Here is a 25,203-nt window from a genome sequence, read left to right on the forward strand (position 1 = left end):
CCCGTGCATATGTTAATTCGTGTGCAGCGAAGCAGCCTCCGCACTTTCTTCGTTCTTTTTTGCCTTCGCCTGACAGCGGTGGCAGACACCGTGGAACGTTAAACGATGATCTTTTACTTTAAACTGATAGTCTTTTTCTACAATCTTTTCGACCTCTGCAAGCAGGTCCTCCTGGATCTCATCAACTGTTCCGCATTCAATGCAGACGAGGTGGTGATGGGAGTGGCTGGCTCCTTCTTTTCGCAGGTCATACCGTGAAACTCCATCACCGAAGTTGATTTTGTCCACGACTTCAAGTTCATTAAGTAATTCCAGTGTTCTGTACACGGTGGCAAGACCAATCTCCGGTGCTTTTTCCTTCACCAGAAGGTACACATCTTCTGCACTTAAATGATCTTCTTCATTTTCCAAAAGCACCTGTACAGTCGCTTCCCTTTGAGGGGTCAGCTTGTAGCTTTGTTCATGCAGCTGTTTTTTAATACGTTCTACCCGATTTTCCAATTATCGCTACCTCCCTTATTCCTTCAAGGGTAATAAACTTATTATAATAATTTTAAATAAGGCTGTCAATATAAAACCGATAACCATTCTCAGTTTAAAATCATTATAAATAATTTGGCATGAAAATTGCATATAAACCTTATTTGTCCCGCAATCTCAGTAATTGGGGCACTGATTATCAACGAAACCCTTATGTGACAGAAAAATGACGATATTCAATCTCAATTACCGCTGGCCGGGAATAGTTTTTACATACTGCACCGCATACATGGTTTTAGCGTCATGAATTTCTTCTCTCTGGATCAATTCATCTGCTTCCTTCACGCTTACCTCCATCAATTCAATAAATTCATCCTCTTCGGTTTCCGGTTCGCCGGCCTTCAGTTCAAACGCCTCGTACAGATGCACGATTTCGTCTGCAAATCCGGGAGATGTATAAAATGAAGCAATTTTCTGCAGGCGCCCTGCCGTGTACCCGGTTTCTTCTTTTAATTCCCGGGCCGCTGTTTCTTCCGGGCTGTCGGTGCCTTCGAGTTTTCCGGCCGGTATTTCCACCAGCGGCTTTTCGAGCGGCTTCCGGTACTGCTTCACCATAACTATTTTCCCTTCCGGCGTGACCGCCACCACGGCGACTGCTCCGCTGTGATTAATCACTTCCCGTTTGCTGCTCCTCCCGTCCGGAAGCGTTACGTCATGCACTGATAAATCGACAATTTTCCCTTCAAATATCGTTTCCTTCTTCGTTGTTTTTTCCGTAAAATCCATCGTTAACGTCCTTTCTGCATCAAATATGATTCATTCGTTTTAGTTTACCAGTCTTTAACTGTCTGTGAGAATAGTCATTTGCTTATTTTCACTCTTCCTAATTATCACCAGATTTGCTACACTGTCCAAGTAATCTGATGGAGGAGTTGGACCCCATGAATATTTTTGAAGCTATATTTCTAGGAATCGTCCAGGGAATTGCAGAATTCCTGCCGATTTCAAGTACCGCCCATATCATCATCGCAGAATTTCTCCTCGGCCATTCGATCCCCGGCCTCTCATTTGAAATTTTTCTGCACCTGGGATCAATCGTAGCCGTAATTTTTTATTTCCGCAAAGACATTATTCATCTGATTCAGGTATTTTTCCGGTACATCGCCAAACGGCGCCGGGAGGACCGCCCAGAGTTTTTCCTTTGTTTGTACATAGTACTTGCAACCGTTATTACCGGCATTCTTGGTGTTTTCCTTGAAGATTCTCTTGGCAGCGCCCTGAAAACACCAGTGATGATCGCTGTATCACTCACTCTTACCGGCATTTTTCTCATCATCATCGAGCGGGCCTACACAATTGGCAGCCGTACGGTTAATGAAATGACGACGCTCGATGCGGTCATTGTCGGGCTCGCGCAGACGGTGGCTGTCATTCCAGGCATTTCGAGATCCGGAAGCACACTGATTGCCGCTTTGTTTTCCGGCCTCGACCGAGAAACATCGGTCAGGTTTTCATTTCTGCTTTCGATCCCTGTCATTTTAGGGTCCACCGTTCTCGCTCTCGGCGATATTACGGACGGCAGCCTTGCGTCAATTGGAGCAGTATCGCTTATTGCTGCATTCATCGCCTCGCTGATCACTTCATGGCTCGGCATCGTCTGGCTGATTAACTTCCTGAATAAAGGAAAGCTCACCTACTTTGCGATCTACTGCTTTCTGCTTGCGCTTGTGACTATTTTATTTCTCGATCCGGGCACTACTGTAGGCTAATAACAATTTATAACATAAAAATCCAGCCGGAGCCGGCTGGATTTTGTATTTCATTATTTTTTTACAGTTACAGTCGCTACAACAGTTTCTCCCGCTTTCAGGCGGTTTTCACTGTTCATCTGAATATTTTCGACCTGATCGCCTTCCGTAAACACGACTGGCGTGATTTTGCTGGCAGCTTTTTCACTGATCACATCCATATCAAACTCCATCAGCAGATCGCCTTCCTCCACGCTGTCCCCTTCGGATACTTTGCATGTAAAGCCTTCACCGTCAAGAGACACCGTTTCAAGGCCAATATGAATTAATACATCCAGCCCTTCCTCTGAACGGATGCCGATGGCGTGCTTCGTTGGAAAGATCTGTTCTACCTTCCCTTTAACCGGAGAAAGAATAATTCCCTCCGATGGATCAACAGCAAAACCTTCTCCCATCATTTTTTCTGAAAATGTCGGATCCGGCACTTCTGTAATATCAACGAATTCGCCGCTGACCGGTGATTTTATTGTAACGTCTACAGGTTTTTGTTCTTTTCCAAATAATTTTTTTAACATGTCTTCACTTCCTTTTTAAATAGTCACAACTGCATTCAAGCTGTGCGTATGCTTTAGTAAGTGTAACGAATTTCGCGCCTGCGCACAAACTTTCCGGAACGTCTTTACCATTACATTCGGGAGCATCCCGGATAAAACGCCCTTTTTTGAACGTTTATACAATACGTTTTAAATGAGCGCGAATAAGGAATAGAACTCTATTCTAATTGTATATACCTTCTTTTTATAACAGTTTAAACTTGAATTCTATACATACAGCCAAACACAGGAGGTGCGCAGATGATTACAGAAAATAAACAGCCGCTTTTTGAAAAGTTGTTTTATTTGTATGACCGGCGCTTGATCCAAAAGCATTTTTCTGCCGTACATATGCACAACAACAGCATCTACACTGACGATGCTGCGCTTTTTTACGTGAACCACAGCAACTGGTGGGACGGTCTTTTAATCTACTTTTTAAATAAACACTGGTTCCGTCATCCGGGCTACGTCATGATGGACGAAGAAGGCCTGCGTGAATTTCCTTTTTTCCGAAGGCTCGGGGCCTACTCGGTGGACCGGAGCAGCCGCCGTGATGTTATCAATGCCCTCCGCTACACAGAGGATAAGCTCGTGAACGGCCATCACGTCTGGCTTTTTCCCCAGGGGGCAGAAACCCACGCCGATCAGTTTCCGATCACCCTCCAGCCCGGCATTTCCTATCTTCTTCCCCGGGTGGATGTTCCGTTTGTACCGGTTACGATGCATTACACATTTTTGCACCATCAAAAGCCTGAAATCTTCATCAATATTGGCCCGCCGCTCCCGCGGACGCCGGAAAACCTCGCTTCGAGAGCGGCAGCCCAGGACGCGCTGGAGCGTCATCTGCAGCACCAGTGGGACGAGATGCGTGAAGACATCGCTTACGAGCATCTGGAGAACTACACCACCGTTTTGAGAGGTTCGCAGACAATGAGCAGCTGGTGGACCTCCCTCCGGCAGAAAAAATAGAAAGGACTTCCGCCATGTTCCTATGGATTCTCATATGTATCCTCAGCGCCTGGACGGTATTTACGATCATAAACGTGTGGACCCTGCCCTCTCTCGCATCTTTTTCTGTGCCGAAGCGCCCGGGCGTAATAAGCGTGCTTGTACCGCTTCGGAATGAAGAACGGAACGTGCCGGCGCTTGTGCGGAGCCTCCGCCAGGCGGACGACCTAAAAACAGAATTCATCTTTCTCGATGACCATTCGACTGACCGCACAAAAATGCTCCTGCAGGAGGCTGTACGCTATTGGCCTAATGCCCGTTACATTGAAGGGGCCGCGCTGCCGGACGGCTGGAACGGCAAAGTGCATGCGTGCCATCAGCTTTCCCAGGAAGCTGCCGGCCAGTATTTGTGCTTTGTTGATGCTGACGTGCGGCTGCACGAAAACGCCCTCCGCTGGGCAGAGGGGGCTCTCCGGAAGCATGATGCCGGGCTCGTTACCGGATTTCCTCATTTTAAAACAGAAGGGTTCTGGGGCCGGCTGCTTGTGTATATGCAGCATTTTGTCGTATATGCCCACCTGCCCGTCGCAGCTGCCAACCGCACCACCTGGCGGGCCTTTACCGCAGCACACGGGGCTTTTTTATTTTTCAGCCGGCCGGCCTATGACCAGGCTGGCGGCCACGCCGCTGTTAAACAGGCGCTCGTTGATGATATGGCACTTGCCCAAAATATAAAATCACAAGGTTTGAAAACACTGCTCGTTTCTCCGGGTCCTGCTGTTACCTGCTATATGTATACGTCGAGCCGGGAAGCATGGCTTGGCTTCAGTAAAAATATTTTTCCGGGAATCGGCCGCTCCGCGGTCATTGCTTCAGCAGTCATCGCTGTTCACACTCTTTTCTTTATCGTGCCCGCTTTTCTTCTGCTGGCTGCCATTGCCATGCCCGAATGGCAGCTTGTCATTCCGTATGTGCTGACAGCTGTGCTTCGCGCCGGGATTACGATAAAAGCTTCCCACCCGTGGTGGACAGTACTCGTTCAGCCTCTATCTTCGGGGGCCATGATCGCTGTGCTGCTGTACTCGATTTATCTGGATAAAACGAAAAAAGGCTATTCATGGAAAGGGCGGAGCTATCAATGACAACTACTGCTGTTATCGGGGCCGGGCTCGGCGGCTTAAGCGCCGCCATCGTCCTCGCCAGAACCGGGCAGGATGTTACTGTATTCGAAAAAAACGAACGGGCGGGAGGAAAACTCCGCCCGTTTCAACTGGGCACCCACGCATTTGATTATGGCCCTAATACCATCACGATGCCGGATATATTTCACCGCGTGCTTGCTTTTGCCGGCAAAGAACCCGAAAATCTCCTCCCGTTCAAACAGCTGCCGGAGCATACCCGTAATTATTTCCCTGGTGGCAGTACACTCGAGGTTTCTTCAGACGCCGGAGAAACAAAACGGGCCATTGCCCGTCTTTCGGAAGCCGACGCCAACCGGTACGATGACTACCTCCGGGAAGTCAAACGGCTTTACACGCTCGCCACTGAAAATTTTCTTCAGCGCACCTTCGAGTCGCCGTTGGACTATCTTTCACCGGGGCTCGCCCTTGCTCTTCGCAAAGTCCGCCCGGCCACTACCATGCATGCTTTCCACCGGCGGTTTTTCAAGCATCCGGATGTGCAGAAGGCGTTCGACCGCTATGCGACCTATATCGGCTCTTCGCCGTACGACGCCCCGGCAACTTTCGCGCTGATTGCCCACCTCGAGCTTTCTGACGGCGTGTACTATACCCCGGGCGGAAACGTGAAGATTGCCGATGCGTTTTATGAAACGGCCAAAGAGCTTGGCGTCAATTTTTCGTTCAATGATCCTGTCCACCACGTTTCCACGCGTAACGGACGTGCTCAAACTGTGCACGCCGCCTCAGGCTCTCTGGACGTGGACAACGTAGTATTGAACGGTGATCTTCTCAGCCAGTATCCGTTACTTTTCCCGGCCTTCAGTGAGAAAAGCCGGACCGTGCCGAACCATCCCGAACCGTCTATTTCAGCGTTTGTGATCATGGTCGGGCTGAACACCCGCCTGCCGCAGTTAAAGCATCACCAGGTGTATTTTTCTGCGGATTATCCTGAAGAGTTTGAACAGCTCAAGCACGGAGCGTTTCCAGATGATCCGACCGTTTATATCAGCAACTCCTCCTACAGTGACCGAGGCCAGTCCCCGGACGGCGACAACCTGTTTATTCTTATTAACGCCCCGGCCCTTCCCGGCGGTGCCATGACGGAAGAGGAAAAACAGTCCTACAAAAACCTGGTTTACGACAAGCTAGAGGAGTTTGGCCTTTTTCTGCGCCCGCATATTGTGGAGGAACAAGTACTCGGTCCGTCTTATCTCGAAGAAACGTTCGGCGCGTACAAAGGCTCCATTTACGGCCTCGCCTCCAACCGGCGGCAGGATGCGTTTCTGCGGCCGTTCAACCGCTCCCAGGATTTAAAAAATGTCTACTTTGCCGGCGGCTCCACCCATCCCGGCGGCGGATCACCGATGGTAACGACCAGCGGCATTCTTGCTGCCTCCGCCCTGCTTAAGGACAATGGTATTCTCCTTGATTTCTGGGGGGAGACATGAGTTGAAAGGCTTTCTGGTTTCCTAATACATCAGCGCATGAAAACAGCCCCGCTTTTATCGTCAGCGGGGCTGTTTTCAATAGAAAGATGATGATTACTTCTCTTCCTCCACCGGAATCCATATCTCACTTTTGAAATCAGGCTTGTCAAACTGATTTCCCTCCATCCATACCATCTCCGGCCCGAATGCCTGCTGATAACCGGAAGAAGGAAACCATTCCGAATATATTTGTCCCCACGTTGTTTGAAGATGCTTTGGGAACGGTCCCTCAGAGGTAAAAACAGCCCAGGTGGAAGCAGGTACTTCCAGCACGTCCCACGTTTCCGGGCTTTCTTTATCCGTAATTACACCAATATAATGATCCAGCCCTCCCTGTTCTTCCATGCGTGCTTCAGAGAAATTTGCTGATGCTTGAATTATCCCTGTCGGTTCCCCGTTCGACAGCGCAAGCAATTCATTTATTTTCTCTTCGTTCAATGATTTCCACATGGCATTAATTTCAGGGTTCTCTCCCTCAAAGATGATAGGGACTCTTTTACTTACACCGACGATTCGAAAAGCTTCTTTGTTCTCTATACGGTAGTTCATTTCGTTTCCTCCCTGGACAGATAGTTGAAAGGTCAGCCTTGGATATGCTTTTAAAGAACTTCCGTGCCGTTTTACTTCTGAAGGAGTTACTCCGTGCAGCTTCTGAAATGCCCTCGTAAATGCATCGGGCGAATCGTAACCATATTTTAACGCTGTATCGATAACACGTACCTGGCGATGCTGAAGATCCAGCGCTGCCATCGTTAATCGGCGCCGCCGGATATATTCTGACACCGGGACACCTGCTAAAGAAGAAAACATCCGCTTAAAATGGTACTCCGAGCAGCAGGCAATACGGGCAACTTCCTGAAAATCGATTGCCTCCGTTAAGTGATTTTCAATATAATGCAGGGCATTGTTCATTTCCTGTAATCTATCCATAATGACGACCTCTCTTAATTTAGAGAATACCAATTCCCTTAAATATATTCCCTGCTTTTCGTGCCTGATAAAGTCGGATAATAACTGATTACTTTTTATATAGAGATATTTACCCTCCAGGTTAAAATTATTATATAAAAATGCGCCACTGTGCAGCTAAGGAGCTTCGGAATTTTCCGAAGTTTTTTTATTATACCATTGACTTTAAAGCAATTAGTTATATACTTATATATATAACCATATAACTTTAACAAATCAAGGCGGTGAACGCTGTGGGTACTGATTTTCATGACAAAAAGCCGATTTTTCAACAAATTAAAGAGCAAATTGAAGATCAGATAATGGATGGACGCTTAAAAGAAGAAGAACAAGCACCTTCGACCACCCAACTGGTCTCCTTTTATAAAGTGAATCATCTGACAGTTGCTAAAGGGGTTAACGAGCTGGTGGAAGAAGAAATTTTATATAAGAAGCGGGGAGTGGGCATGTTCGTTACTTCAGGAGCTAAAGACAAGCTAATTAAAAAGCGTCGAAAAGCCTTTGGTGAGGACTATGTAGAAGAACTTATAAAAGAAGCCAAAAAATTGCGCATGTCTGAAGAAGACCTGGTACGGATGCTCCGGGAAAGGATGAGAAAATAATGGAACTAAAATTGAGCCATGTAAGCTTAGTTTATGGGAAAGAACAGGCACTGGATGATGTGTCCCTCCAGCTTCATTCGCCAAAAGTTTACGCCTTGATCGGTCGAAATGGTTCAGGCAAAACCTCTCTTCTTTCTCTTATTGCCAATTACCGGCAGCATTCTTCCGGCCAGATTATGCTGAACGGAGAGCCGTTATTCGAAAACAGCCGCCAGACAAAGCATGTTCAGTTTCTTTTCCAACGCAATTTTGATGAATACGATGAATCTGGAGAAGAGCTTCTTCAAACTGCCGAAGATTTTATTGCTTCCTTTGATATAGAAGCAGCCCGAAGGATTGCCAGCCGATTTGGCCTTGATCTGAGTATCCCCATGAAAAACCAGTCCACCGGCAGACGGTCTATGTTTCAAGCAATACGCGGGCTTGCATCCCGGGCTCCAGTGACCATTTTTGATGAAGTCTATACAGGAATGGATGCCCCCTCCCGTGAAATATTCTACGAAGAGATTTTGAAAGAGCAGGAAAGTCATCCTCGATTGATTATAATATCTACGCACCTTATCTCTGAAATGGAGCATCTGTTTGATGAAGTAATCATGCTGGATCAAGGGCGCGTGGTGCTTGCAGATGATTACGAAAGCGTAGTATCCAAAGGGATCACACTCACTGGAGAACTCGGTCTGGTTGACAGGTTCACCGCTAATCTTCACGTGGTCAAAAGCCGTGAGCTTGGAGGAACCAAATCTGTCGTTATTTTTCAACAAATGGAAGAAAGCCTGCTGAAAGAAGCAGAGGAACTTGGTCTTGAAATAGGCAGGGTCACACTTCAGGATATTTTCACCAGTGTGACGAAAGGAGAAGATCCTAATGAGGGACAATAAAGCTGTTCCGGCATTAATCAAAGAGCAGTTCAAATGGACACTCTGGTTTCTTGGCATCCTTTATCTCATCCGGATTGCTGCTCATTTTTTCGAAATGTTTTTTTCAGAAGCAGAATTTAATATTGCTTTACTAAACTTCGCTTATGAACCGAGTAAGATTTACATGCTTGTGATTGGTTTAATATCTGTCTATACGTTTTTGGGCTTCTGCATCGAACATGGTTTGACCAGAAAACATTATTATCAGGCTGCGTTTATTTCTGCCGCTGCCGTTTCTCTGATTATCACTGTTGCCATAGCCGCCCTGAATCTTATAGATACAATTATTTTCGACACCAACGCAGCTGTATTTTATTTGATAGAGTCGGATACGCTTTTAGAAGTGCTTTTGCCTGGAAGTGCAGCTTACTTTATAACTGTACTATTATATTACCTGCTCGGCATGTTCGTCGCTTCCGGTTTTTACCGGTTCGGATGGCTCCCCGGTCTCGGATTTATTGCTGCCGGGCTCTTCTGCCTTTTGATTGAAAGCATAATTTGGGGAACAGCCTTTACTCTCTTTAATGTCGGGATAGTTACTGAAGGTCTGCCTGTTGTGGCAGCTATTTCAGCTACAGCTGTTTTAACCATTATTGTTTACCTCTCCTCTGCGAAAAGTCTTCAACGTACCCCAGTTAAAATTGCTTAACAGTTAAAATTCAGCCTGCGTAAAAAAGGAATAGAAGCCCCCCGTGCGGGATACTTCTATTCCTTTTCATTATTTGTTTTTAAAATTGCCTTTTTTATTTTGGACAGTTCCTTTAATGTTGTCTTTCTTTCCTTCACGCTGCATCTTCGAATTATTAGTGATGCTGCCTATCCGGTCTTTTGCTTTACCTTTAAATTTATTCATGTTTCCTTTCAGCTTGTCACTAAAGCCTTTTTTACTGCTCATCTGTCATCCCTCCAAGATGTCTGTCTACAGCAGCAGTTCCCTTCAGCAGCCAGCGTCAAACAGAAGAGTTTCATCGCCCTGCCGGTTTTCTTTATGCGTGTATTGGATGGAAGTCATGAACTCTCCCTCCAGTGATTGTTATGAAACACCGGTTAAACTACCATGTTCAGAGGAAAACTGGTTGTCTCCGCCCTCGTTATCTTCGTCCATTTGAGCATGGATCTGGCGCAGCACTTCCATTTTGCCTTTTTCGTCTGCATTAAAACCGTAGTGACAGGCTTTCTTTATCAAGTCCAGTGTCCAGTAAGGATCATTTCCTTCTAAGACGATGTTTTTGTTTGTGTATTACGAGCAGCTTCTCACCAGACAGTCCAGCCGCCATCGACGACGATCGTCTGTCCGGTAACCATATCAGAGGAAGCAGAGCTGAGAAATGCTACCGCTCCGAATAAGTCCTCGGGGCGGGCCAGCCTGCCAAGCGGAATTCTTGCAAGCACTTCCTCTTTAAATTCTGTATCCTCAAACATTTTTTCTGTCATTGGTGTTTCAATAAAGGTCGGAGCTACAGCATTAACATTGATGCCGTCAGAAGCCCACTCAATAGCCAGCGATTTTGTCAGCTGCGTAATGCCTCCCTTGCTCGAGCTGTAGGCAGCGCGGTTGTAATAGCCCACAAAAGCCATCTGCGAGGACATATTAATAATTTTTCCGTGTCCCGCTTCACGCATCCATTTTCCGGCTGCCTGACAGGCAAAAAAGACGCTTTTTAAATTAATGTCGTGGATACGGTCCCACTGCTCCTCTGTCACCTCTTCCGCCGGGACCGGAATATTCGTGCCGGCGTTGTTCAGGAGCACGTCGATCTGGCCAAACCGTTTGTAAATACTTCCGAACAGCTCATTCATGTGTTCAACTTCGGTTAAATCAAACGGAAATGACTCAGCCGCCCGGCCTTTCTCTTGAATAACCCGGGCCGTTTCCTCTAAAGCCTGCTCATCCCGGGCTACCAGAGCCACGTTGGCATCGGCTTCAGCCAGCATGACCGCTATTTCTTTCCCAATGCCTTTATTAGCACCAGTAACGACGATCGTTTTACCTTCTAACGAGAATAGATTAGAACTGATGGCTTTTCCTCCTTTTTGAATGCGTATTCAACATAAACTAAACTAATTATTTTGTAAACGCTTTATTAAATAACATGGCTTTTTTTCATAGAAAATACGACGCCCGTTTATCATTAACAGGCACCGTACAATTAAAAATCAACCCCACACTTTTATTTCATTTTTACCGGGCTGCAGCTGCCCGATCGGTCCAGGGACGTCTGCTTTGGCTTTTTGTTCTCCGAAGAAGTCGGTGTCCAACCGGAGTTCGCTTCCGTCCGGGTTTTCAAAATCTGCATCCACGATACGCGCCCGATCCAGATTTCCCGTATGCTTTATCTCACCGCGCATTTGTTCAAATTCATCGGGCAGTTCGCATGACAGATACACTGCATCCCCTTTTTCGATTATCGTAAGCTGGGGGTCAAAAGCGTCTTTGGTAAATGCCTCATTTTCTCCTTCAAATGGAACCGCTCCATTAAAGTAAGCATTATGATTAATATAGACCGGCTGCTCGATACTGTGGAACGCTTCATGGTCGCCGCCTACACGGTCAACAGTTTCGATATACTCCTCAAGCGATGCCGTATATCCGTTGAAATGGGAGGTACCTACATTATCCAAATCCGTTTTTCCCACAAACATGTTATTGTAAAAACGGTCGTCTCCGCCGTAGGTGGCTGCAAACCCTGCTACCTCCGTGCTGTGGGGTACGTGATACGGTGTGGCCCGGTCCAGCATTTTCCGGTGGACCATTCTGCCCGCAATCAGATTGTTAACGTAAGCTCCGCCCTGCGCATGATTATCCAGGGCATAGTCTGCTGTTAAAATATTATGGTCCACCACATACGGACCGCTGCTCACTTCTACAAAAAGATCGCGGCTGTTCTCGTAAAATAAATTTTTACTTACTCTCGTGCCCTGGGTCTGCCAGTCGAGCCATACCCCAAGCGAGCAGTGATGGATGCGGTTGCTGTGAATCTGGACATCAATCGCTGCGTGCAGTTTAATCCCGGCAATTTCGTGGCCAAAAAACTCACGCTTTAATGCGATATTATAAATGTGGTTATGATAGATATCGCTGAACACACAGCCCAGATGGCCGACAATCCCGTTCTGGCCGCAATCATAAATGGTATTGTTCCGGATGATGTGAGAGCCGATCCGTTCCTTGCTCCAGCCAATCTGCCGGGCAAGAAACACGGATTCCAGCTGGTACTGGTAGCCTGGTTTGTCCTTTCTTATCGTCCGGTAGTTATCGCCGGTGGAGGCTTCCTTTCCAATACTGATCGCACTGCATTTGGAATCGTGAATGACGTTGTTTTCAATAATCCATCCTTTGCTCCAGTTCGGCCCGATCAACCCCGGCTGATCCGCTGTCGGAGGCGTCCACGGTGTTGCTGCCTGAGCCATTTCAAACCCCTGCACCGTAATATAGTTAAGCCCCGTCACTTCGGGGTAAAAGCAGGCTTTCCGCACGTTGATTTCCACCAGCTCTTTATTGGGGTCAGCTCCCTGGAAGTTGGCAAAAATCGTCGTATGGCTGCTGTCTGCTTCCGCATACCAGCGGTACGTTGTCTGCTCCGGATAGAGGACAGGAACAACCGTTTTTGTCCAGTGGTCCAAAACCTCGGTCTGCTTTTCAGGATTCAGCACTTCGGCAAAGGTTTCTGCTTCGTAAAAAGACATTCCGTTTAAATACACATCTCCCAGATGCCTGCCCGGATTGTGTACGATCCAGTCGCCGAATATCTTTTCCGTAAATGGATTGTAGTCGCCGAAAAACGTGTTTGGGAGGACGGCCTTCCAGACCGTTCCTTCCACCTGTTCCCAGTAGTCAATTTGTTCCGAACCCTTAATCACTACTTTTTCTCCGGGAGCAGCGGTATATGTAATTCTTCGATCCTCACTCCGGCCTCCATTTTTCGGTTTTACCCATTCTCTGTATTCACCTTCATGCACTACTACGGTGTCCCCCGCTGTGACTGTTGAAGCCGCTCTATTAATTGTTAAAAACGGGCTTTCCAGTGTACCTTCGCTTTTGTCAGAGCCATTTTTTGCTACATGATATTCATATGCCATGAGACTTCCCCCTTCTATCAATCTATTTTTATTATAGGCGGGAAGCTTCTTATGCTTCTATCCAAAAAATAGTATAATATAAGACAATATTAGTGTTTATGAAAGGGGAGCCGGCTGTGGTCTTTTTTGAGCCTCACGGAGTCGAAGAACAGGAATCATTTCAAAGTGTTACCTTAACCAATTTCAGCTTCCCGCTTCATTTTCATCGTGCCTATGAACTGATCATCGTTCATGAAGGCCGGCTGCGGGTAACCATTGACCAGAAAGAGTATCTTCTGCAGCAAAACGGGGCGGCCTTTATTTTTAACAATCAAATGCATGAATTTACAACAGTCGGGCGTTCAGTAATTACCATCACTATTTTTTCCCCGGAATTGATCGGCCGTTTTTTTATGGATTATAAAGGCTTTATCCCCGTAAATAATACGTTCTCTCTTTCGCCGGACATGCAGCTGCCGTCCCGGGGCTCCGTCTACAGGCAGAAAAGCTTTTTGTACGGCATATGCAGTACTTTAGAGGAAAACACCGATTTCAAGCCCGTACAATATTCTGCGAAAACGAAAATTCTTCATCAAATGCTTCTGTATGTGGATACTAATTACGCCGCCGAGTGTACGTTAAAAGCCGTGGCTGAACATTTGCAGTATGACTATCCCTACCTGTCCAAGCTGTTTGTTCACATGGCCGGCATGACCTTTACCGAATACTTAAACTATTACCGGATCTCGCGTGCCTGTTATTTACTGAAAAGCAGCCAGCAGCCGATCGGGGAGATTGCTGCAGACTGCGGCTACAGCAGTCTTCGCTCATTCAACCGGAATTTCCAGGCATTCGTCCGCGATTCACCCCGCAGGTTTCGGGAGCTGTCGTCCCAACAGGCTTAATTACCGACGGAGGATTTCGTGATTCGGAGAAACGAATTCGCATTCCTTTGAAATTCATACGAAACAGAGACCTCTTCCACCATATAGCCCTTCGCCGTTAAATATTCAATCACTGCATCCAGATGTTCGTACCGCTCGCCCTTTAGATCCACCAGCGGAAAAATGCGCACTTCCTCTTCTGCCACTCTCAGCAATTCTGTGAGCGTATCGATGTGAAAGTCATAGCTCAGACGGTCGGCATACATAAACAGAAAATGGGCGGACAAAACGATGTCGAAGGCGCTCTCCTCAAAGGGAAGCGCCGGAAGTTCCGCTGGCACATACCGGCCTCCCGAATTATACATATCTTCCGAACAGTCGTGCAGCGCCTGTTTGCGTCTGCTTTTTAAATCTTCAACACTACGAATGTAATCCCATTCGTAATTATCTTCAGCCTTCGTTATGTGTACCGCCGCGTGCTCAATATCCTGCAGTCCTTTTTGTTTCAGTTCTTCGCCCCGGTGATCATACGCAATATCGCAGGCTGTCACCTCTGCCCCCAGACTGTTTGCGATGGCCGTAAACGAACAGGCCCCGGCCGGACAATCAAGAATGCTTCTTCCCTGGATACTTGCTTTGGAAAGTGCAAACATATCCAGGTATTCGTCAAATGTGCGTCCGATAAAAACAATACGATTCAAATCAAGCTTCGTCTTCTTTTCTCTGCTCAACTCTGCTCACCTCAAATAAAAAAGATTACCCTCAAGGTAGCATACGATCTGCTCCCGGGGTAATCCTTACTGGAAAAATAATCTATTTTTAACCGTTCTTCTACTGACTGTTAAGCTAACGATCCTCCGTCGACGACCATCTCGTCACCGGTTACAAACCGGGATTCATCGGAAGCATAGTACAGAGCGGCATAGGCAATGTCCACTGCTTCCCCGTGATGAGGAGGAAGAGGCACAACGTCCTGGTTGTCTTTGGAAATGGTTTTCTGCCGCTCTCCCATAATTGGCGTCCGGATCGGTCCGGGATGAATGCTGTTCGCCCGGATGCTTTCTTCGGCAAAATGCGCAGCCACGTGTGTCGTCATCGAACGCACTGCCCCTTTGGCCGCACTGTAGGCTGTACCGTTTCCGCCTGCCGCTCCGGACCCGGTTAATGCAGCCATCGATGCTATGTTAATAATGGATCCCTGCCCAGCCTTCTGCATTTCCGGAATTACCTCGCGCATGCCTAGAAAGTACCCTGTGGAATCCACGTTCATGACTTTGTTCCATTCCTCCAAGGAGGTTTCCAGAATCTTGCTCGGATAATGGATGCCTGCGTTATTTACCAGGACGTCCACCTGTCCGTAGGTATCTACCGCTTTTTGAACCGCCTTTTTCCAATCCCCCTCTGAGGTTGTATCCAGTTCAAGGGCTGTAATGTCTGCCCCTTCGTCCTGTATTTTCTTTACTTCTTCCTGCAGCAGGTCGAGCTGGACATCGGCTGCTATAACCTTCGCTCCCTCTTCTGCAAACAGTCTGGCGGTGCCAAGACCAATGCCGCCGGCTGCCCCGGTCACAATCGCAACTTTATTTTGTAAACGTGCCAATCTATTTCCTCCTTCGATGATTCAGACTCATCCGTTTTCTCTCGTATAAATACCCATTATATGCAGTGGGTAATCAATGCCCTTTGAATGGTATAATTTAGACAAATCCGTAAAGTCTTAAGGAGGGATTCGTATGAATCAGAAAAACAATTCAGATCAACAACTTACTCCCGAAGAGAAAAGAGAATTGCTGACAATACTCGAAGACCGTTTCGGGCAGCACATGCACCGCCATGAAGAGTTAGCATGGACTTCTGTTGTGGAAAAGCTTGAGGCAGACGACGAAAAACTGTGGTCACTGAACGAAATGGAAGCGACCGGCGGAGAACCGGATGTGATTGGCTATGACCGTGAAGAAAATAAATATTTGTTCTGTGACTGCTCGCCAGAAAGCCCTAAGGGTCGCCGAAGCGTCTGCTATGACCGCGAAGCACTGGAAGCAAGAAAGAAATATAAGCCTAAAACAAGTGCTGTGGACATGGCCGACGCTATGGGCGTCGGACTTTTAACCGAAGAGCAGTACCACACTCTTCAAAAGCTGGAAAAAGTCGATACGAAAACGTCAAGCTGGATTCAGACACCTGAAAAAATAAGAAAACTGGGCGGTGCTTTGTTTGGTGACCACCGGTACGGCCGCACGTTCATCTACCATAACGGCGCCGAATCGTACTACGCCGCTAGAGGCTTTCGGGGGTTATTGAAAGTATAAAATACTACCGCTCTTCTTCGGCACTTGCTTTGATACGGGTATTTACAATCTGACTGCTGCGTACAAACGTTTCCGATTCAATCATGCTTGGCTTTCCAATAGCGACTCCCTGAACAATGCGAAAGGTATTCCACCCTTCTTTTACTGGGGGCAAAACTTTATGTGTCATAAAATAGATGCCTAAGGCTGATGCAGTCCCCCGGAGAACCGGCTTTCCGGAGAAACTGGCGTGCCTGCACGTCTTGTTTATTTTGTTTTTATGCTTTTTTTGTTAAACTCCTGTTGAATTTCCATCATCATCATAAATCTTGCAACCTCGCCGCCGTTCGCCGCTGCCGCTATAAGCTGGCTGCCAAAATTGTCCTTTGCTTCTCCTGCCACATACAGCCCTTTAACGGAGGTTTCTCCGAATTGACCGACCACAAATCGGCCGTTTTCATCCCGCTCCACGTCCAGATTGTTCAAAAATTCATATTTGGTGTTCCAGTATACATACGTAAAGGCGCCCTCCACGTCCACTGTTTCCCCGTTTGTCATTCTGACAGCCTGCAGTTGCCCGTTCTCTCCAGACATTTCGGCGATTTTCTCCAAATGGTAAGAAATATTCTTATCCTCGAGCACCTTTTTGTTTTCCTCCGTCAGGCTGTCGTGGCCGTCGGTGAATACTTCGAGTTTGTCTGTCCAGTTGGAAAGAAGCGTAACCATATGCATAACCCGCTCATCCGGATTGATGATGGCAAGCTTTTTGTTTCTCATTTCCCAGCCGTCGCACCACGGGCAGTAAAAGACGCTTTGCCCGTAATAGCTTTCGATATTTTTAATGGCCGGCAGTTGTTCGATTAAGCCCGAGGCGACCAACACCTGCTTTGATTGAAACCGCTCCGCCGGCGTTTGAACTATAAAGCCGTCGTCATGCTTTTTAACCTCCGTCACTTTGTCATTGAACAGCGTTGTGCCCTCATATTTCAATGTGTCCTCTTTGGCCCGCTGCCGGAACGTCTGCGGACTCACCCCGTCCTGGGTTAGATAGGAATGCGTTTCATGCGTCACGATGTTTCTCGGCTTTTCTTCATCAATAATCAGCGTTTTCTTCAGTCCTCTGCCAAAATACAGCGCTGCACTTAAGCCTGCCGGCCCTCCGCCGATAATAATTACGTCATAAATCATTTTAAAACACCTTCCTGTATATTAAAGATTCTTATTATCTATAATTATAATAAAGTAAAAGGATTTGCTACACCGTCAAATCCTTCAGCTTTTTGTTTTTTAACGTGCTGATTAAATTTTCCTGCGCTTCCATCATGGCCGCCTGGATTCTGCATTCACTTCCGTGATCAAAGCTGTCCTCAAACAGAGTCTGCACGCCGTCGATCGCAACTACAATATCGTACACGCTCACGTTTTCCCAGTTCTGCTGCAGCCTGTAGCCGCCCTTGGCGCCGCTGGTGGAAGTAATATAATTCGCCTTCACGATACGCGTTAATACTTTGGATAAGTAGGTTGTAGAGACATTCAGCGCTACAGATAAATCCTGTACCGGGATTTTTACAGTGTCCCCGTCACGGTGAATCATATACACCAACGCATGCAGGGCATAATCCGTCGCTTTTGAAAATTTCATACCGCTTTTCACTTCCAATTAAAGATATTATAAGTCTATTATATACTTAAAAGTTTGCATTCACAAGTTTAAATGCTTAAAAAAATCAAATAAAAAGACTGATGAGGGAGTGTGTTCTCCAGCACCAGTCTTTTATCAGTATCATTCCCTTTTGATTCTTATAACGAGTTACGCTACTGTGACGTCCACTTCAATGTTTCCACGTGTCGCTTTCGAATACGGGCAGTTCTCGTGGGCGCCTTCGGCGAGTTCTTTCGCCTGCTCTTCCGAAACACCTTCCACATGAACCGAAAGCTGCACAGCCAGGCCGAATCCGCCTTCGTCCTCTTTGCCGATGGAGACGTTGGCTGTGATTTCCGTATGCTTCGGCTTGATTTTTTTCTGACGGGCGACCATGTTCAGGGCACTTTCAAAGCACGCAGCATAGCCGGCGGCGAAAAGCTGCTCCGGGTTTGTCCCCTGTTCGCCGTTGCCGCCAAGCTCTTTTGGCGTACGAACGTCAAGGTTTAAATTACCGTCCTCCGAAGTGACACGACCGTCGCGTCCTCCGACAGCGGTAGCGGTTGTTGTATAAAGTGGCTGCATGTTAATTCTCTCCTTTTTGAATATGTTCCGTAATTTGGTGCAGCTGACGAAGCAGTTGCTTTGCACCTTTCTCATCAATCCCCAGGCGGGTGCCGAGACGCTCAGGCAGACACGCTGCGTCACGTTTTAACAGGCTTCCCTGCCCGGTAAGATGAACCAGCACGCTTCGTTCATCCTCCGGAGAGCGCTCCCTGGTTACCAGGCCGGCGCCCTCCATCCGTTTCACCATTGGTGTCAGCGTCCCGGAATCGAGATACAGCTTCTCGCCAATGGCTTTCACGGACTGATGATCCTCCTCCCACAGGACAAGCATCATCAAGTACTGCGAGAAGGTGAGCCCGAGCGGCTCCAGTTCTTCGCGATACATTTTCGATATTTCCTTGGAACAGGCATAAACAGCAAAGCACAGCTGGTGATCAAGCGATAATGGTGAATCATTCATGCGGATGGCCATCCTTTACATTTAATTGTGCACAATCAAATAGTACACAACTTTATACTTGAACACAAATAATGTGCTCATTTGATCATCCAGGCAATCAGGCTCTTATCCCTCCGGTTTTTTGGGAAAAGAATAAGAGCTCAGCATACAATTGAAAGGAGGAAAATATGAAATACGATATAGTCATCATCGGCGCCGGACACAATGGCCTCGCCGCCGCCATTCAGCTTGCCAAGCAGGGAAAGCAGGTGCTCGTCCTGGAGAAGGAGCCCCGTCCCGGAGGAGCCGCTAAATCCGGAGAAGTAGCCGCTCCCGGCTTTATTCATGATTTATTTTCCATGAACATCAGCTTGTTTTTGAAATCCCGATTTTATGTAGAAAATCAGCACGAGCTCGCCGCGAACGGCTTTAATCCGGTCTACAGCCCCCACCCGTACGCAAGCGTTTTTCCTGATGGCGACGGTCTCGCTATTGATACGGATGCAGAGAAAACGCACCAAAACCTCGCCAGCTATTCCACCACTGATGCAGAGGCCTGGAAAGAATTTGATGCCTTATATGATCAGGTGGCTCCTTATTTGTATAAACTCATGCAGCGGGAGCTCCCCTCTCTCCGCGCCGGCCTCATCATATTCAGGGCACTCCTTGACCTGAAAATAAAAACCGCCCTGAAGGTCTCCAGCCAGCTTGCCAAATCTCCCCGGCAGTTTGCTGATTCCTGGTTTGAAAGCGATAAAGTAAAATCACTGGTCGTTCCCTGGGGATACCAAATGGACTATGCACCAGATATCAGCGGAGGAGCCGCTTTTCCTTTAATAGAAGCGGTGGGTCACTACCGGGAGGGAATTCCATTCGCCCGCGGCGGGATCCAAACGATGATTCAGGCGATGGTAGCAATGCTCGAAGCGAGAGGCGGCGTCCTGCAAACCGATACCTGGGTAAATGAAGTATACGTCGAAGACGGCGACGCCAGGGGAGTAATCCTGGATGACGGCACGTATATAGAAGCCGGGGACGTGATTGGCACCGTTACCCCAACCCAGATAGCCGGTCACCTTATTGATACCAAACACCTTCCGGCCTCCTTTGTTTCTAAAGCAACGAATTATCAATACGGGCCGAAGACGATGGTCATTCACCTTGCGCTGAACGAGCCAATCCAGTGGACGGCTGGAGAAGAAATTGCCCAATCCGCTTATGTGCATGTAGCACCGTACGTGGAGGACCTGGCCCGCACCCATACCCAGGCGCTGAATGACATTCTGCCGAACAGCCCCCTGCTGATCGTCGGCCAGCCAAGCGCCATCGATGCCAGCAGAGCACCGGAAGGAAAGGCGGCGGTATGGATCATGGTTCGCTCCCTTCCTGCTCACCCTAAACACGATGCGCTAAATGAGATGGAGCCGGGTCCCTGGTCCTCCATCAAAGAGCAGTACGCCGACCGAATCATCGACAAACTGGCGGAATATGCTCCCGGGGTGAAGGACACGATCACAGGTCGGCACGTCTTTTCACCGGAGGATCTGCCGAAGGAGGATCCGAACCTTGTCGAAGGTGACCATATGGCCGGCAGCCATCAGCTGTTTCAGCATTTTCTTTTCCGCCCTGTCGTGGGCTACTCCCGTTACCAAACACCGATTAATCATTTCTATATGATCGGGGCATCCACATGGCCTGGCGGAGGATTAAACGCAGGTTCCGGATATTTGCTGGGGAAAAAGCTAAAAAGCAAGTCCTTCTTTAAGTTTTCGGCTTTGTAATTGGAGCGCTGTCGCCTATATTTTCCATCTCTTAAATAGTTCATTTGAAAAACCTGCAAGAGTTTGTCCACTCCAAGGAGGAAATTTATATGAAAGCTATTGTAGCGAAAAAATACGGTTCAGCAGAAGTTCTTCAGCTCAAGGAAGTAGAAAAACCTATTCCCAAGAACGATGAAGTACTGATTAAAGTATATGCAACTACTGTAACAGCCGGAGACTGTGAGCTGCGCCAGTTCAAAATGCCAGCCTTGTTTTGGCTGCCCTTGAGAATTTATTTTGGCATAATCAAACCAAGAATTAATATATTGGGACAAGAGCTATCCGGGGAAATTGAATCTGTTGGTAAAGAGGTTACTGAATTTAAAAAGGGAGACTTGGTTTTTGGTTCTACCCAGATAAGGTTCGGTGCTTATGCCGAGTACGTTTGTCTGCCGAGCAAATATGCAATAGTGATTAAGCCAGACAATATGAGCTTTGAAGAAGCTGCTGTCCTCCCTACTGGAGGTCTAAATGCATTACATTTCATTAGAAAAGCAAATATCCAACAAGGACAAAAGGTTCTTATCGTTGGAGCTGCTGGAAGTATAGGTACTTTAGCAGTACAGATGGCCAAATCAGCTGGAGCTGAAGTAACTTGTATTGACAGCACGGAGAAATTAGATATGCTTCGCTCCATTGGTGCAGCCCATGTTATTGATTACACTCAAGAAGATTTCACTAAAAGCAGTAAGAATTACGATGTAATTATAGACGTAGTTGGAAAAAGTCCGTATGCACGAACAGTAAAGTCACTGAACCAAAATGGACGTTATATTTTAGGCAGTCCAAGTCTTCCAGGGATGATCAGAGGGCTGTGGACTTCAATGACATCAGACAAGAAAATTTTATTTGAGTTAGCAGGTTATAAAAAAGAAGACTTATTTCATCTCAAAGAACTTTTTCAAGCTGGAAAGATTAAACCGGTCATAGATAGACGCTATCCATTGAAACAAATGTCAGAGGCACACAGGTATGTTGATCAACAGCACAAAAAAGGGAATATCGTGATCACAATCTCGGAACAGCCTACAGGTCAAGGCTATTGAGTTCCATTAGGGTGACCAGACAGCTTTTGCTTTTAAACGATACGATATACACATTTAAAATTTTCTTATAACAGCACATCGAACAAAAGGCTTGCTGGAAGAAACCAGCAAGCCTTTTTAAACGTAATGGAAAAACGCCGGTGGTAAAAATCGGTGAACTCTCAAAAAACGTACTTTTGGGTAGGCATACACATAAAGAAGCCAATCTTGGCACAGTTTGGCTTCTTTATGTGTATGTTGCCGATGTGCTGCAAGAAAATCAGTCATAGCGAGGATACATCAATGCTTTGTTTTTCGCCGGAATGATGATTGGAGGTGTTCTCTGCTTCCGGTTTGAAAAAGATCTTCAAGTAAAAGCCCGGTATTTTTTAATCGACAGCTCCTTTTGTGTTGCGGCATTCACCTTTTGGTTCGCGTTTCCAACTTCCAGCTTTTTCGCCCTGCTCATTTCCATTTTGATCGTTATTCCAACACAGGTTCAGGAAGTCACGCAGATTACTCTGATTATCGATAAATCTCCTTTTTATCATAAGAACTTTTTTATTTCGTAGTAAAATAAGCTCGTCTAATATAAACATTAAGATGTACGTAGTATGATTTCGGGAATATATAAACAACGAGAGCTGGCAGTGATTAGGTGACCGCTGCGTGCGGGGATCGCCTGCAAAAGACCAGTTTTCGATCGTATTCGACATTGTTTCGCGCGTAATCGACTCGGACCCGCTCGCATTTGAATGTATGAAAGGAGGAACAGAATGAAGGTTTTAATTGTTGGCGGCGGTATCGCCGGCTTAACACTAGCCGATTGCCTGCTTCGCTCGGGACACAGCGTAACTATCTTGGAGAAAGCGTCAAAGCTTCGCACAGAAGGCTATATGATCGATTTTTTCGGTCCGGGATACGCGGCAGCTGAAAAAATGGGGCTGCTGCAGGAGCTGGAGAAGATTCATTATCCAATCGAATCATTGAAGTTTCTGAACCCGGATGGGAAGGAGAAATCATCCATTCCCTACCAGTCCCTGCGAAATATGGTTCAGAATAAGCACTACAATTTCATGCGGGGAGAGTTAGAACGCCTTTTATATAATCGTATCAAAGCGCAGGTTGATTTTCGCTTCGGAACCACGGTTCAATCTATTACACAGCGTTCCGAAGAGGTAGATGTCACCATTTCCGACGGGTCCTCTCTCCCCTGTGATCTGCTGGTAGGAGCCGACGGTATTCATTCCAAGGTTCGTTCATTAATTTTTGGAAACGATCCATCTCCTCTCCATTTCCTTGGTTATAACACCGCTGCCTTTATTTTGGACGCGAAACAAATGGAAAAGAAATACCATCATTCTTTTAATATGTTGATACGTCCCAATCGGCAGGTTACGGTCTATCCTATCAGTGGGGGGAGACTGGCCACTTTTTTCTTATATAAATCACCTAAACTGGAAAAGCCGATTACCAGAGAAGCGATTGCCCGGGATCTTCGGTCCCATTATGGTGATCTGGGATGGATTATACCCGAACTGCTCGATTCGGTCGAAAAAGCGTCGGATCTATACTTTGACGAAGTTTCTCAGGTTCAGATGCCTGAATGGACAAAAGGACGCGTGACCCTGATAGGCGATGCTTGCCAGGCAGTCTCCTTGATCGCAGGACAAGGAGCTTCCATGGCGATGGCCGGGGCCTGGGTCCTTTCCCGCGAAATTGAAAAAGATACGGATCTTTCCGCTGCCCTGCAGCATTATGAGCGCCTGATGCAGCCTGCCATTGCTGACATCCAACAATCCGGCAGGCGGTTTGCGAAATGGTTTGCGCCAGAAAATCATGTGACCCTTTGGATCCGGGAGATCGGTATGCGGTTAGTTTTCACTCCTCCAATCCGCCGATTCATTAATCTGAATAGAACGAAGCTTCCTGAATAGTAATATACAACATACTGTCAGATGGTTTCTTGTTTTTTGAAGAGTCTCTTATGATCCATGCGACGATACCGAAAGTCGAGCCGGGCATGAAAGTATTAAAGGAAAAGTGTATGTCAAATTGCTTTATGCACTAGGCGAACCGGACGACGTATCTCCTGTTTATAAAGCGAAACCGAATGAAGGATTGCTTTTGCGTTAATCGAGTCATTTCCTCCACAATAATAGAAAACATGATTAAAAGACTAAGAGTTGGCCTCCGTAAACGCTTAACTTTTAGTTTTTTATGAACGATGAAAGCTTTCTAGTTCCTTCCAGCAAGCCTTTTTGGACGGAATTGGAACAACGGCTTTCGTGCTCTTGATGTTCAGGAGATATGAGTGGACCAAAACGTTCTTTATTCTACTAGGTTGGTTTCAAAAGTCAGATGAAGTCTCTCAAAAGGTGTACTTTTTGATATGGTATTAAAGAAAGAAGCCTCCCTCGTGAAAAAGTAGACTTCTTTGCTCGAATCGAATATTAATCCCTGTTTTTTTGCAAAATGAAATAGCTCCCAATACTCGATCCGAACCCACACCCTACGGCTGTTATCCAACTGCTTGATAGAGGTAGTAACCCTGCCAACAATCCATAAACAGCGATGCTCAACACACCGGCACTCAAGGAAAGCATAACTCGTTTCATATGTATCACCTGCTTCTCTCTATGGACTCCTGTCTTTCGTTCAGCTACCGGCTTCCCTCAGGTCTGTTAAACCCCAAGCCATTGCATACCACTCATAATAAGCATATACCACACTAGAATTCCTCCTAAAATCCACCAATCATACCGATAATCATCTTTATTACTGCTCTCGTTTTTCCATAGATATGTACCAATACCTAAGTAAAGCAAACAAAAGGGAAAAACAATAAAAAGGAAGCTCCAGTGGCGCGATGGCGTCATATCCAAGTTTATGCTGGGAATTAAAACAACAACGGCCACGACAACAAACCCCAGTGATACTTTTCGATGGGCCTCATTCGCATAATTTTGCAAACGATCCTGCCCATTGCGCTTCACATACCAACGACGCGTTAGAGTCATCGTTAAGGCCATGCCGCCCGCAAACAAAAACAAAAACGAGAACAGTTCCACGAGAAACCATAAATTTTCATTCATTAGGCTCCTGCCCTTCTATTTTTTTCTTCATAATACCATCTAAGAAAAGGAAAAGAATATCTCGAAAAGTGGGATTACTGTTCAATCAACCCTAGAGAAATGCCCGCGTTCTTTAGGATTTATTAGAACCTTATTAAAGTCATAAAGGGGGTGATGATATTTGTTACTTTATATACGGTGCATGAAATTTTGGAAAGAAACAAAAATACCAACCATGACGGCTGGTTAGCATGGCAAGTGTATAACGATTAAGGGAATAATCGGGGGGAGACGTATAACTCCCACGCTTAACCTATCACGCGTTGGCGCTATTGGCTATGAGAACGCAAAGATCTTTACAAACACTTTAAAAACGCAGGGGAAGCACCTTTGCCTGTAGGAGAAACCAAGCGCCCGAGATATTCGTCGATTGATCAATGCCAACCATTTCTTCCTCCCCTATTCTTTTTCTTG

The 25,203-nt window shown here is 46.7% G+C and carries 28 protein-coding genes; 12 read left to right on the forward strand and 16 right to left on the reverse strand.

Translation table 11 applies throughout. The annotated features are described in order from the left end of the window. Window positions 1-12 precede the first annotated feature (12 nt). Window positions 13-501, reverse strand: a complete 489-nt coding sequence (fur, locus tag BLV22_RS03520) for a ferric iron uptake transcriptional regulator (RefSeq protein WP_022792325.1) — start codon at window positions 499-501, stop codon at window positions 13-15. A gap of 225 nt (window positions 502-726) precedes the next feature. Continuing rightward, on the reverse strand, window positions 727-1,266 hold the full coding sequence (locus BLV22_RS03525) for an NUDIX hydrolase (RefSeq protein ID WP_091611341.1): 540 nt from the start codon (window positions 1,264-1,266) through the stop codon (window positions 727-729). A gap of 155 nt (window positions 1,267-1,421) precedes the next feature. Between BLV22_RS03525 and uppP the strand changes: the two genes are divergently transcribed. Further along, window positions 1,422-2,249, forward strand: a complete 828-nt coding sequence (gene uppP / locus BLV22_RS03530; RefSeq protein ID WP_091611344.1) for an undecaprenyl-diphosphatase UppP — start codon at window positions 1,422-1,424, stop codon at window positions 2,247-2,249. A 53-nt stretch (window positions 2,250-2,302) separates the two neighbouring features. Here the strand turns inward: uppP and BLV22_RS03535 are convergent, their stop codons facing one another. Then, window positions 2,303-2,803: a PTS sugar transporter subunit IIA gene (locus BLV22_RS03535; RefSeq protein WP_091611348.1), complete on the reverse strand. Its 501-nt coding sequence runs from the start codon at window positions 2,801-2,803 to the stop codon at window positions 2,303-2,305. 279 nt (window positions 2,804-3,082) lie between these two features. Here BLV22_RS03535 and BLV22_RS03540 point away from each other — a divergent pair, with 279 nt between their 5' ends. Genes BLV22_RS03540 through BLV22_RS03550 form a run of 3 tightly spaced genes read left to right on the forward strand, consistent with a single transcriptional unit; the run spans window position 3,083 to window position 6,401 of the window. Beyond that, entirely contained in the window at window positions 3,083-3,793 is a 711-nt protein-coding gene (locus BLV22_RS03540; RefSeq protein WP_091611351.1) for a lysophospholipid acyltransferase family protein, read from the forward strand. Between the two features lie 14 nt (window positions 3,794-3,807). Next, window positions 3,808-4,914, forward strand: coding sequence for a glycosyltransferase family 2 protein (locus BLV22_RS03545; RefSeq protein WP_091611354.1), 1,107 nt, complete (start codon window positions 3,808-3,810; stop codon window positions 4,912-4,914). Next, on the forward strand, window positions 4,911-6,401 hold the full coding sequence (locus tag BLV22_RS03550) for a phytoene desaturase family protein (protein ID WP_091611357.1): 1,491 nt from the start codon (window positions 4,911-4,913) through the stop codon (window positions 6,399-6,401). Before BLV22_RS03545 ends, BLV22_RS03550 begins: the two co-directional genes overlap by 4 nt. Window positions 6,402-6,494: 93 nt before the next feature. Here BLV22_RS03550 and BLV22_RS03555 read toward each other — a convergent pair whose 3' ends face one another. Continuing rightward, window positions 6,495-7,370, reverse strand: coding sequence for an AraC family transcriptional regulator (locus BLV22_RS03555; RefSeq protein ID WP_091611359.1), 876 nt, complete (start codon window positions 7,368-7,370; stop codon window positions 6,495-6,497). Between the two features lie 272 nt (window positions 7,371-7,642). Here BLV22_RS03555 and BLV22_RS03560 point away from each other — a divergent pair, with 272 nt between their 5' ends. The 3 genes from BLV22_RS03560 to BLV22_RS03570 are packed head-to-tail and all read left to right on the forward strand — an operon-like array spanning window position 7,643 to window position 9,580. Beyond that, entirely contained in the window at window positions 7,643-8,011 is a 369-nt protein-coding gene (locus BLV22_RS03560) for a GntR family transcriptional regulator (protein ID WP_091611362.1), read from the forward strand. Next, window positions 8,011-8,892, forward strand: coding sequence for an ATP-binding cassette domain-containing protein (locus BLV22_RS03565; protein WP_091611364.1), 882 nt, complete (start codon window positions 8,011-8,013; stop codon window positions 8,890-8,892). The genes BLV22_RS03560 and BLV22_RS03565 overlap by 1 nt, the downstream gene beginning before the upstream one ends. Continuing rightward, window positions 8,879-9,580, forward strand: coding sequence for a hypothetical protein (locus BLV22_RS03570; RefSeq protein ID WP_091611368.1), 702 nt, complete (start codon window positions 8,879-8,881; stop codon window positions 9,578-9,580). The genes BLV22_RS03565 and BLV22_RS03570 overlap by 14 nt, the downstream gene beginning before the upstream one ends. Before the next feature lie 69 nt (window positions 9,581-9,649). Here the strand turns inward: BLV22_RS03570 and BLV22_RS03575 are convergent, their stop codons facing one another. The 4 genes from BLV22_RS03575 to BLV22_RS03585 all read right to left on the reverse strand — a co-directional run bounded on the left by BLV22_RS03575 (window position 9,650) and on the right by BLV22_RS03585 (window position 13,011). Further along, on the reverse strand, window positions 9,650-9,826 hold the full coding sequence (locus BLV22_RS03575) for a CsbD family protein (protein ID WP_091611370.1): 177 nt from the start codon (window positions 9,824-9,826) through the stop codon (window positions 9,650-9,652). Window positions 9,827-9,964: 138 nt separating this feature from the next. After that, the gene (locus tag BLV22_RS14970; protein WP_176967633.1) at window positions 9,965-10,117 is read right to left on the reverse strand and encodes a hypothetical protein; all 153 of its coding nucleotides are present in this window, start codon (window positions 10,115-10,117) and stop codon (window positions 9,965-9,967) included. Between the two features lie 68 nt (window positions 10,118-10,185). After that, a complete protein-coding gene (locus tag BLV22_RS03580; protein ID WP_342706668.1) occupies window positions 10,186-10,977 on the reverse strand; it encodes an SDR family NAD(P)-dependent oxidoreductase in 792 nt (263 codons plus the stop codon). Window positions 10,978-11,088: 111 nt separating this feature from the next. Beyond that, window positions 11,089-13,011: a right-handed parallel beta-helix repeat-containing protein gene (locus tag BLV22_RS03585; RefSeq protein WP_091611377.1), complete on the reverse strand. Its 1,923-nt coding sequence runs from the start codon at window positions 13,009-13,011 to the stop codon at window positions 11,089-11,091. A 116-nt stretch (window positions 13,012-13,127) separates the two neighbouring features. On the opposite strand from BLV22_RS03585, the gene BLV22_RS03590 reads away from it, so the two are divergent. Next, a complete protein-coding gene (locus BLV22_RS03590) occupies window positions 13,128-13,895 on the forward strand; it encodes a helix-turn-helix domain-containing protein (protein ID WP_091611379.1) in 768 nt (255 codons plus the stop codon). On the opposite strand, the gene BLV22_RS03595 is transcribed toward BLV22_RS03590, so the two are convergent. Then, window positions 13,892-14,605, reverse strand: a complete 714-nt coding sequence (locus BLV22_RS03595) for an SAM-dependent methyltransferase (RefSeq protein ID WP_091611382.1) — start codon at window positions 14,603-14,605, stop codon at window positions 13,892-13,894. The two genes, BLV22_RS03590 and BLV22_RS03595, sit on opposite strands and share 4 nt — an antisense overlap. A 110-nt stretch (window positions 14,606-14,715) precedes the next feature. Continuing rightward, on the reverse strand, window positions 14,716-15,474 hold the full coding sequence (locus BLV22_RS03600) for an SDR family NAD(P)-dependent oxidoreductase (RefSeq protein WP_091611384.1): 759 nt from the start codon (window positions 15,472-15,474) through the stop codon (window positions 14,716-14,718). Between the two features lie 133 nt (window positions 15,475-15,607). Between BLV22_RS03600 and BLV22_RS03605 the strand changes: the two genes are divergently transcribed. Next, window positions 15,608-16,183 (forward strand): DUF4256 domain-containing protein, encoded by a 576-nt coding sequence (locus BLV22_RS03605; protein WP_091611387.1) that lies wholly within the window; start codon window positions 15,608-15,610, stop codon window positions 16,181-16,183. 4 nt (window positions 16,184-16,187) lie between these two features. On the opposite strand, the gene BLV22_RS14975 is transcribed toward BLV22_RS03605, so the two are convergent. The 5 genes from BLV22_RS14975 to BLV22_RS03625 all read right to left on the reverse strand — a co-directional run bounded on the left by BLV22_RS14975 (window position 16,188) and on the right by BLV22_RS03625 (window position 18,831). Next, on the reverse strand, window positions 16,188-16,352 hold the full coding sequence (locus BLV22_RS14975) for a hypothetical protein (RefSeq protein ID WP_176967634.1): 165 nt from the start codon (window positions 16,350-16,352) through the stop codon (window positions 16,188-16,190). Window positions 16,353-16,429: 77 nt separating this feature from the next. Further along, the gene (locus BLV22_RS03610; protein WP_091611390.1) at window positions 16,430-17,350 is read right to left on the reverse strand and encodes an NAD(P)/FAD-dependent oxidoreductase; all 921 of its coding nucleotides are present in this window, start codon (window positions 17,348-17,350) and stop codon (window positions 16,430-16,432) included. A gap of 67 nt (window positions 17,351-17,417) precedes the next feature. Then, entirely contained in the window at window positions 17,418-17,804 is a 387-nt protein-coding gene (locus BLV22_RS03615) for an RrF2 family transcriptional regulator (RefSeq protein ID WP_091611392.1), read from the reverse strand. A 168-nt stretch (window positions 17,805-17,972) separates the two neighbouring features. Continuing rightward, entirely contained in the window at window positions 17,973-18,389 is a 417-nt protein-coding gene (locus BLV22_RS03620; RefSeq protein ID WP_091611395.1) for an organic hydroperoxide resistance protein, read from the reverse strand. A gap of 1 nt (window position 18,390) precedes the next feature. Beyond that, window positions 18,391-18,831, reverse strand: coding sequence for a MarR family winged helix-turn-helix transcriptional regulator (locus tag BLV22_RS03625; protein ID WP_091611398.1), 441 nt, complete (start codon window positions 18,829-18,831; stop codon window positions 18,391-18,393). Between the two features lie 167 nt (window positions 18,832-18,998). On the opposite strand from BLV22_RS03625, the gene BLV22_RS03630 reads away from it, so the two are divergent. From BLV22_RS03630 to BLV22_RS03645, 3 genes are all read left to right on the forward strand, one after another. Beyond that, complete coding sequence (locus tag BLV22_RS03630) at window positions 18,999-20,591, forward strand: phytoene desaturase family protein (RefSeq protein ID WP_091611400.1); 1,593 nt, start codon at window positions 18,999-19,001, stop codon at window positions 20,589-20,591. Between the two features lie 89 nt (window positions 20,592-20,680). Beyond that, entirely contained in the window at window positions 20,681-21,676 is a 996-nt protein-coding gene (locus BLV22_RS03635) for an NAD(P)-dependent alcohol dehydrogenase (RefSeq protein ID WP_091611403.1), read from the forward strand. Between the two features lie 755 nt (window positions 21,677-22,431). Then, window positions 22,432-23,592 (forward strand): FAD-dependent oxidoreductase, encoded by a 1,161-nt coding sequence (locus tag BLV22_RS03645; RefSeq protein WP_176967635.1) that lies wholly within the window; start codon window positions 22,432-22,434, stop codon window positions 23,590-23,592. A 747-nt stretch (window positions 23,593-24,339) separates the two neighbouring features. Here BLV22_RS03645 and BLV22_RS03650 read toward each other — a convergent pair. Then, entirely contained in the window at window positions 24,340-24,750 is a 411-nt protein-coding gene (locus BLV22_RS03650; RefSeq protein WP_091611412.1) for a hypothetical protein, read from the reverse strand. Between the last annotated feature and the right edge of the window lie 453 nt (window positions 24,751-25,203).

Source organism: Marinococcus luteus (assembly GCF_900106595.1).
Classification (GTDB): Bacteria; Bacillota; Bacilli; order Bacillales; family Marinococcaceae; genus Marinococcus; species Marinococcus luteus.

Coding starts and splice junctions, on each gene's coding strand:
- BLV22_RS03565 (WP_091611364.1), top strand. CDS start 8,011: ATGGAACTAAAATTGAGCCATGTAAGCTTAGTTTATGGGAAAGAACAG.
- BLV22_RS03620 (WP_091611395.1), bottom strand. CDS start 18,389: ATGCAGCCACTTTATACAACAACCGCTACCGCTGTCGGAGGACGCGAC.
- BLV22_RS03635 (WP_091611403.1), top strand. CDS start 20,681: ATGAAAGCTATTGTAGCGAAAAAATACGGTTCAGCAGAAGTTCTTCAG.
- BLV22_RS03615 (WP_091611392.1), bottom strand. CDS start 17,804: ATGAAATTTTCAAAAGCGACGGATTATGCCCTGCATGCGTTGGTGTAT.
- BLV22_RS03535 (WP_091611348.1), bottom strand. CDS start 2,803: ATGTTAAAAAAATTATTTGGAAAAGAACAAAAACCTGTAGACGTTACA.
- BLV22_RS14975 (WP_176967634.1), bottom strand. CDS start 16,352: ATGACACATAAAGTTTTGCCCCCAGTAAAAGAAGGGTGGAATACCTTT.
- BLV22_RS03605 (WP_091611387.1), top strand. CDS start 15,608: ATGAATCAGAAAAACAATTCAGATCAACAACTTACTCCCGAAGAGAAA.
- BLV22_RS03545 (WP_091611354.1), top strand. CDS start 3,808: ATGTTCCTATGGATTCTCATATGTATCCTCAGCGCCTGGACGGTATTT.
- BLV22_RS03525 (WP_091611341.1), bottom strand. CDS start 1,266: ATGGATTTTACGGAAAAAACAACGAAGAAGGAAACGATATTTGAAGGG.
- BLV22_RS03550 (WP_091611357.1), top strand. CDS start 4,911: ATGACAACTACTGCTGTTATCGGGGCCGGGCTCGGCGGCTTAAGCGCC.
- BLV22_RS03570 (WP_091611368.1), top strand. CDS start 8,879: ATGAGGGACAATAAAGCTGTTCCGGCATTAATCAAAGAGCAGTTCAAA.
- BLV22_RS03585 (WP_091611377.1), bottom strand. CDS start 13,011: ATGGCATATGAATATCATGTAGCAAAAAATGGCTCTGACAAAAGCGAA.
- BLV22_RS03650 (WP_091611412.1), bottom strand. CDS start 24,750: ATGAATGAAAATTTATGGTTTCTCGTGGAACTGTTCTCGTTTTTGTTT.
- BLV22_RS03630 (WP_091611400.1), top strand. CDS start 18,999: ATGAAATACGATATAGTCATCATCGGCGCCGGACACAATGGCCTCGCC.
- BLV22_RS03575 (WP_091611370.1), bottom strand. CDS start 9,826: ATGAGCAGTAAAAAAGGCTTTAGTGACAAGCTGAAAGGAAACATGAAT.
- BLV22_RS03540 (WP_091611351.1), top strand. CDS start 3,083: ATGATTACAGAAAATAAACAGCCGCTTTTTGAAAAGTTGTTTTATTTG.
- BLV22_RS03645 (WP_176967635.1), top strand. CDS start 22,432: ATGAAGGTTTTAATTGTTGGCGGCGGTATCGCCGGCTTAACACTAGCC.
- BLV22_RS03610 (WP_091611390.1), bottom strand. CDS start 17,350: ATGATTTATGACGTAATTATTATCGGCGGAGGGCCGGCAGGCTTAAGT.
- BLV22_RS03555 (WP_091611359.1), bottom strand. CDS start 7,370: ATGGATAGATTACAGGAAATGAACAATGCCCTGCATTATATTGAAAAT.
- uppP (WP_091611344.1), top strand. CDS start 1,422: ATGAATATTTTTGAAGCTATATTTCTAGGAATCGTCCAGGGAATTGCA.
- BLV22_RS03625 (WP_091611398.1), bottom strand. CDS start 18,831: ATGAATGATTCACCATTATCGCTTGATCACCAGCTGTGCTTTGCTGTT.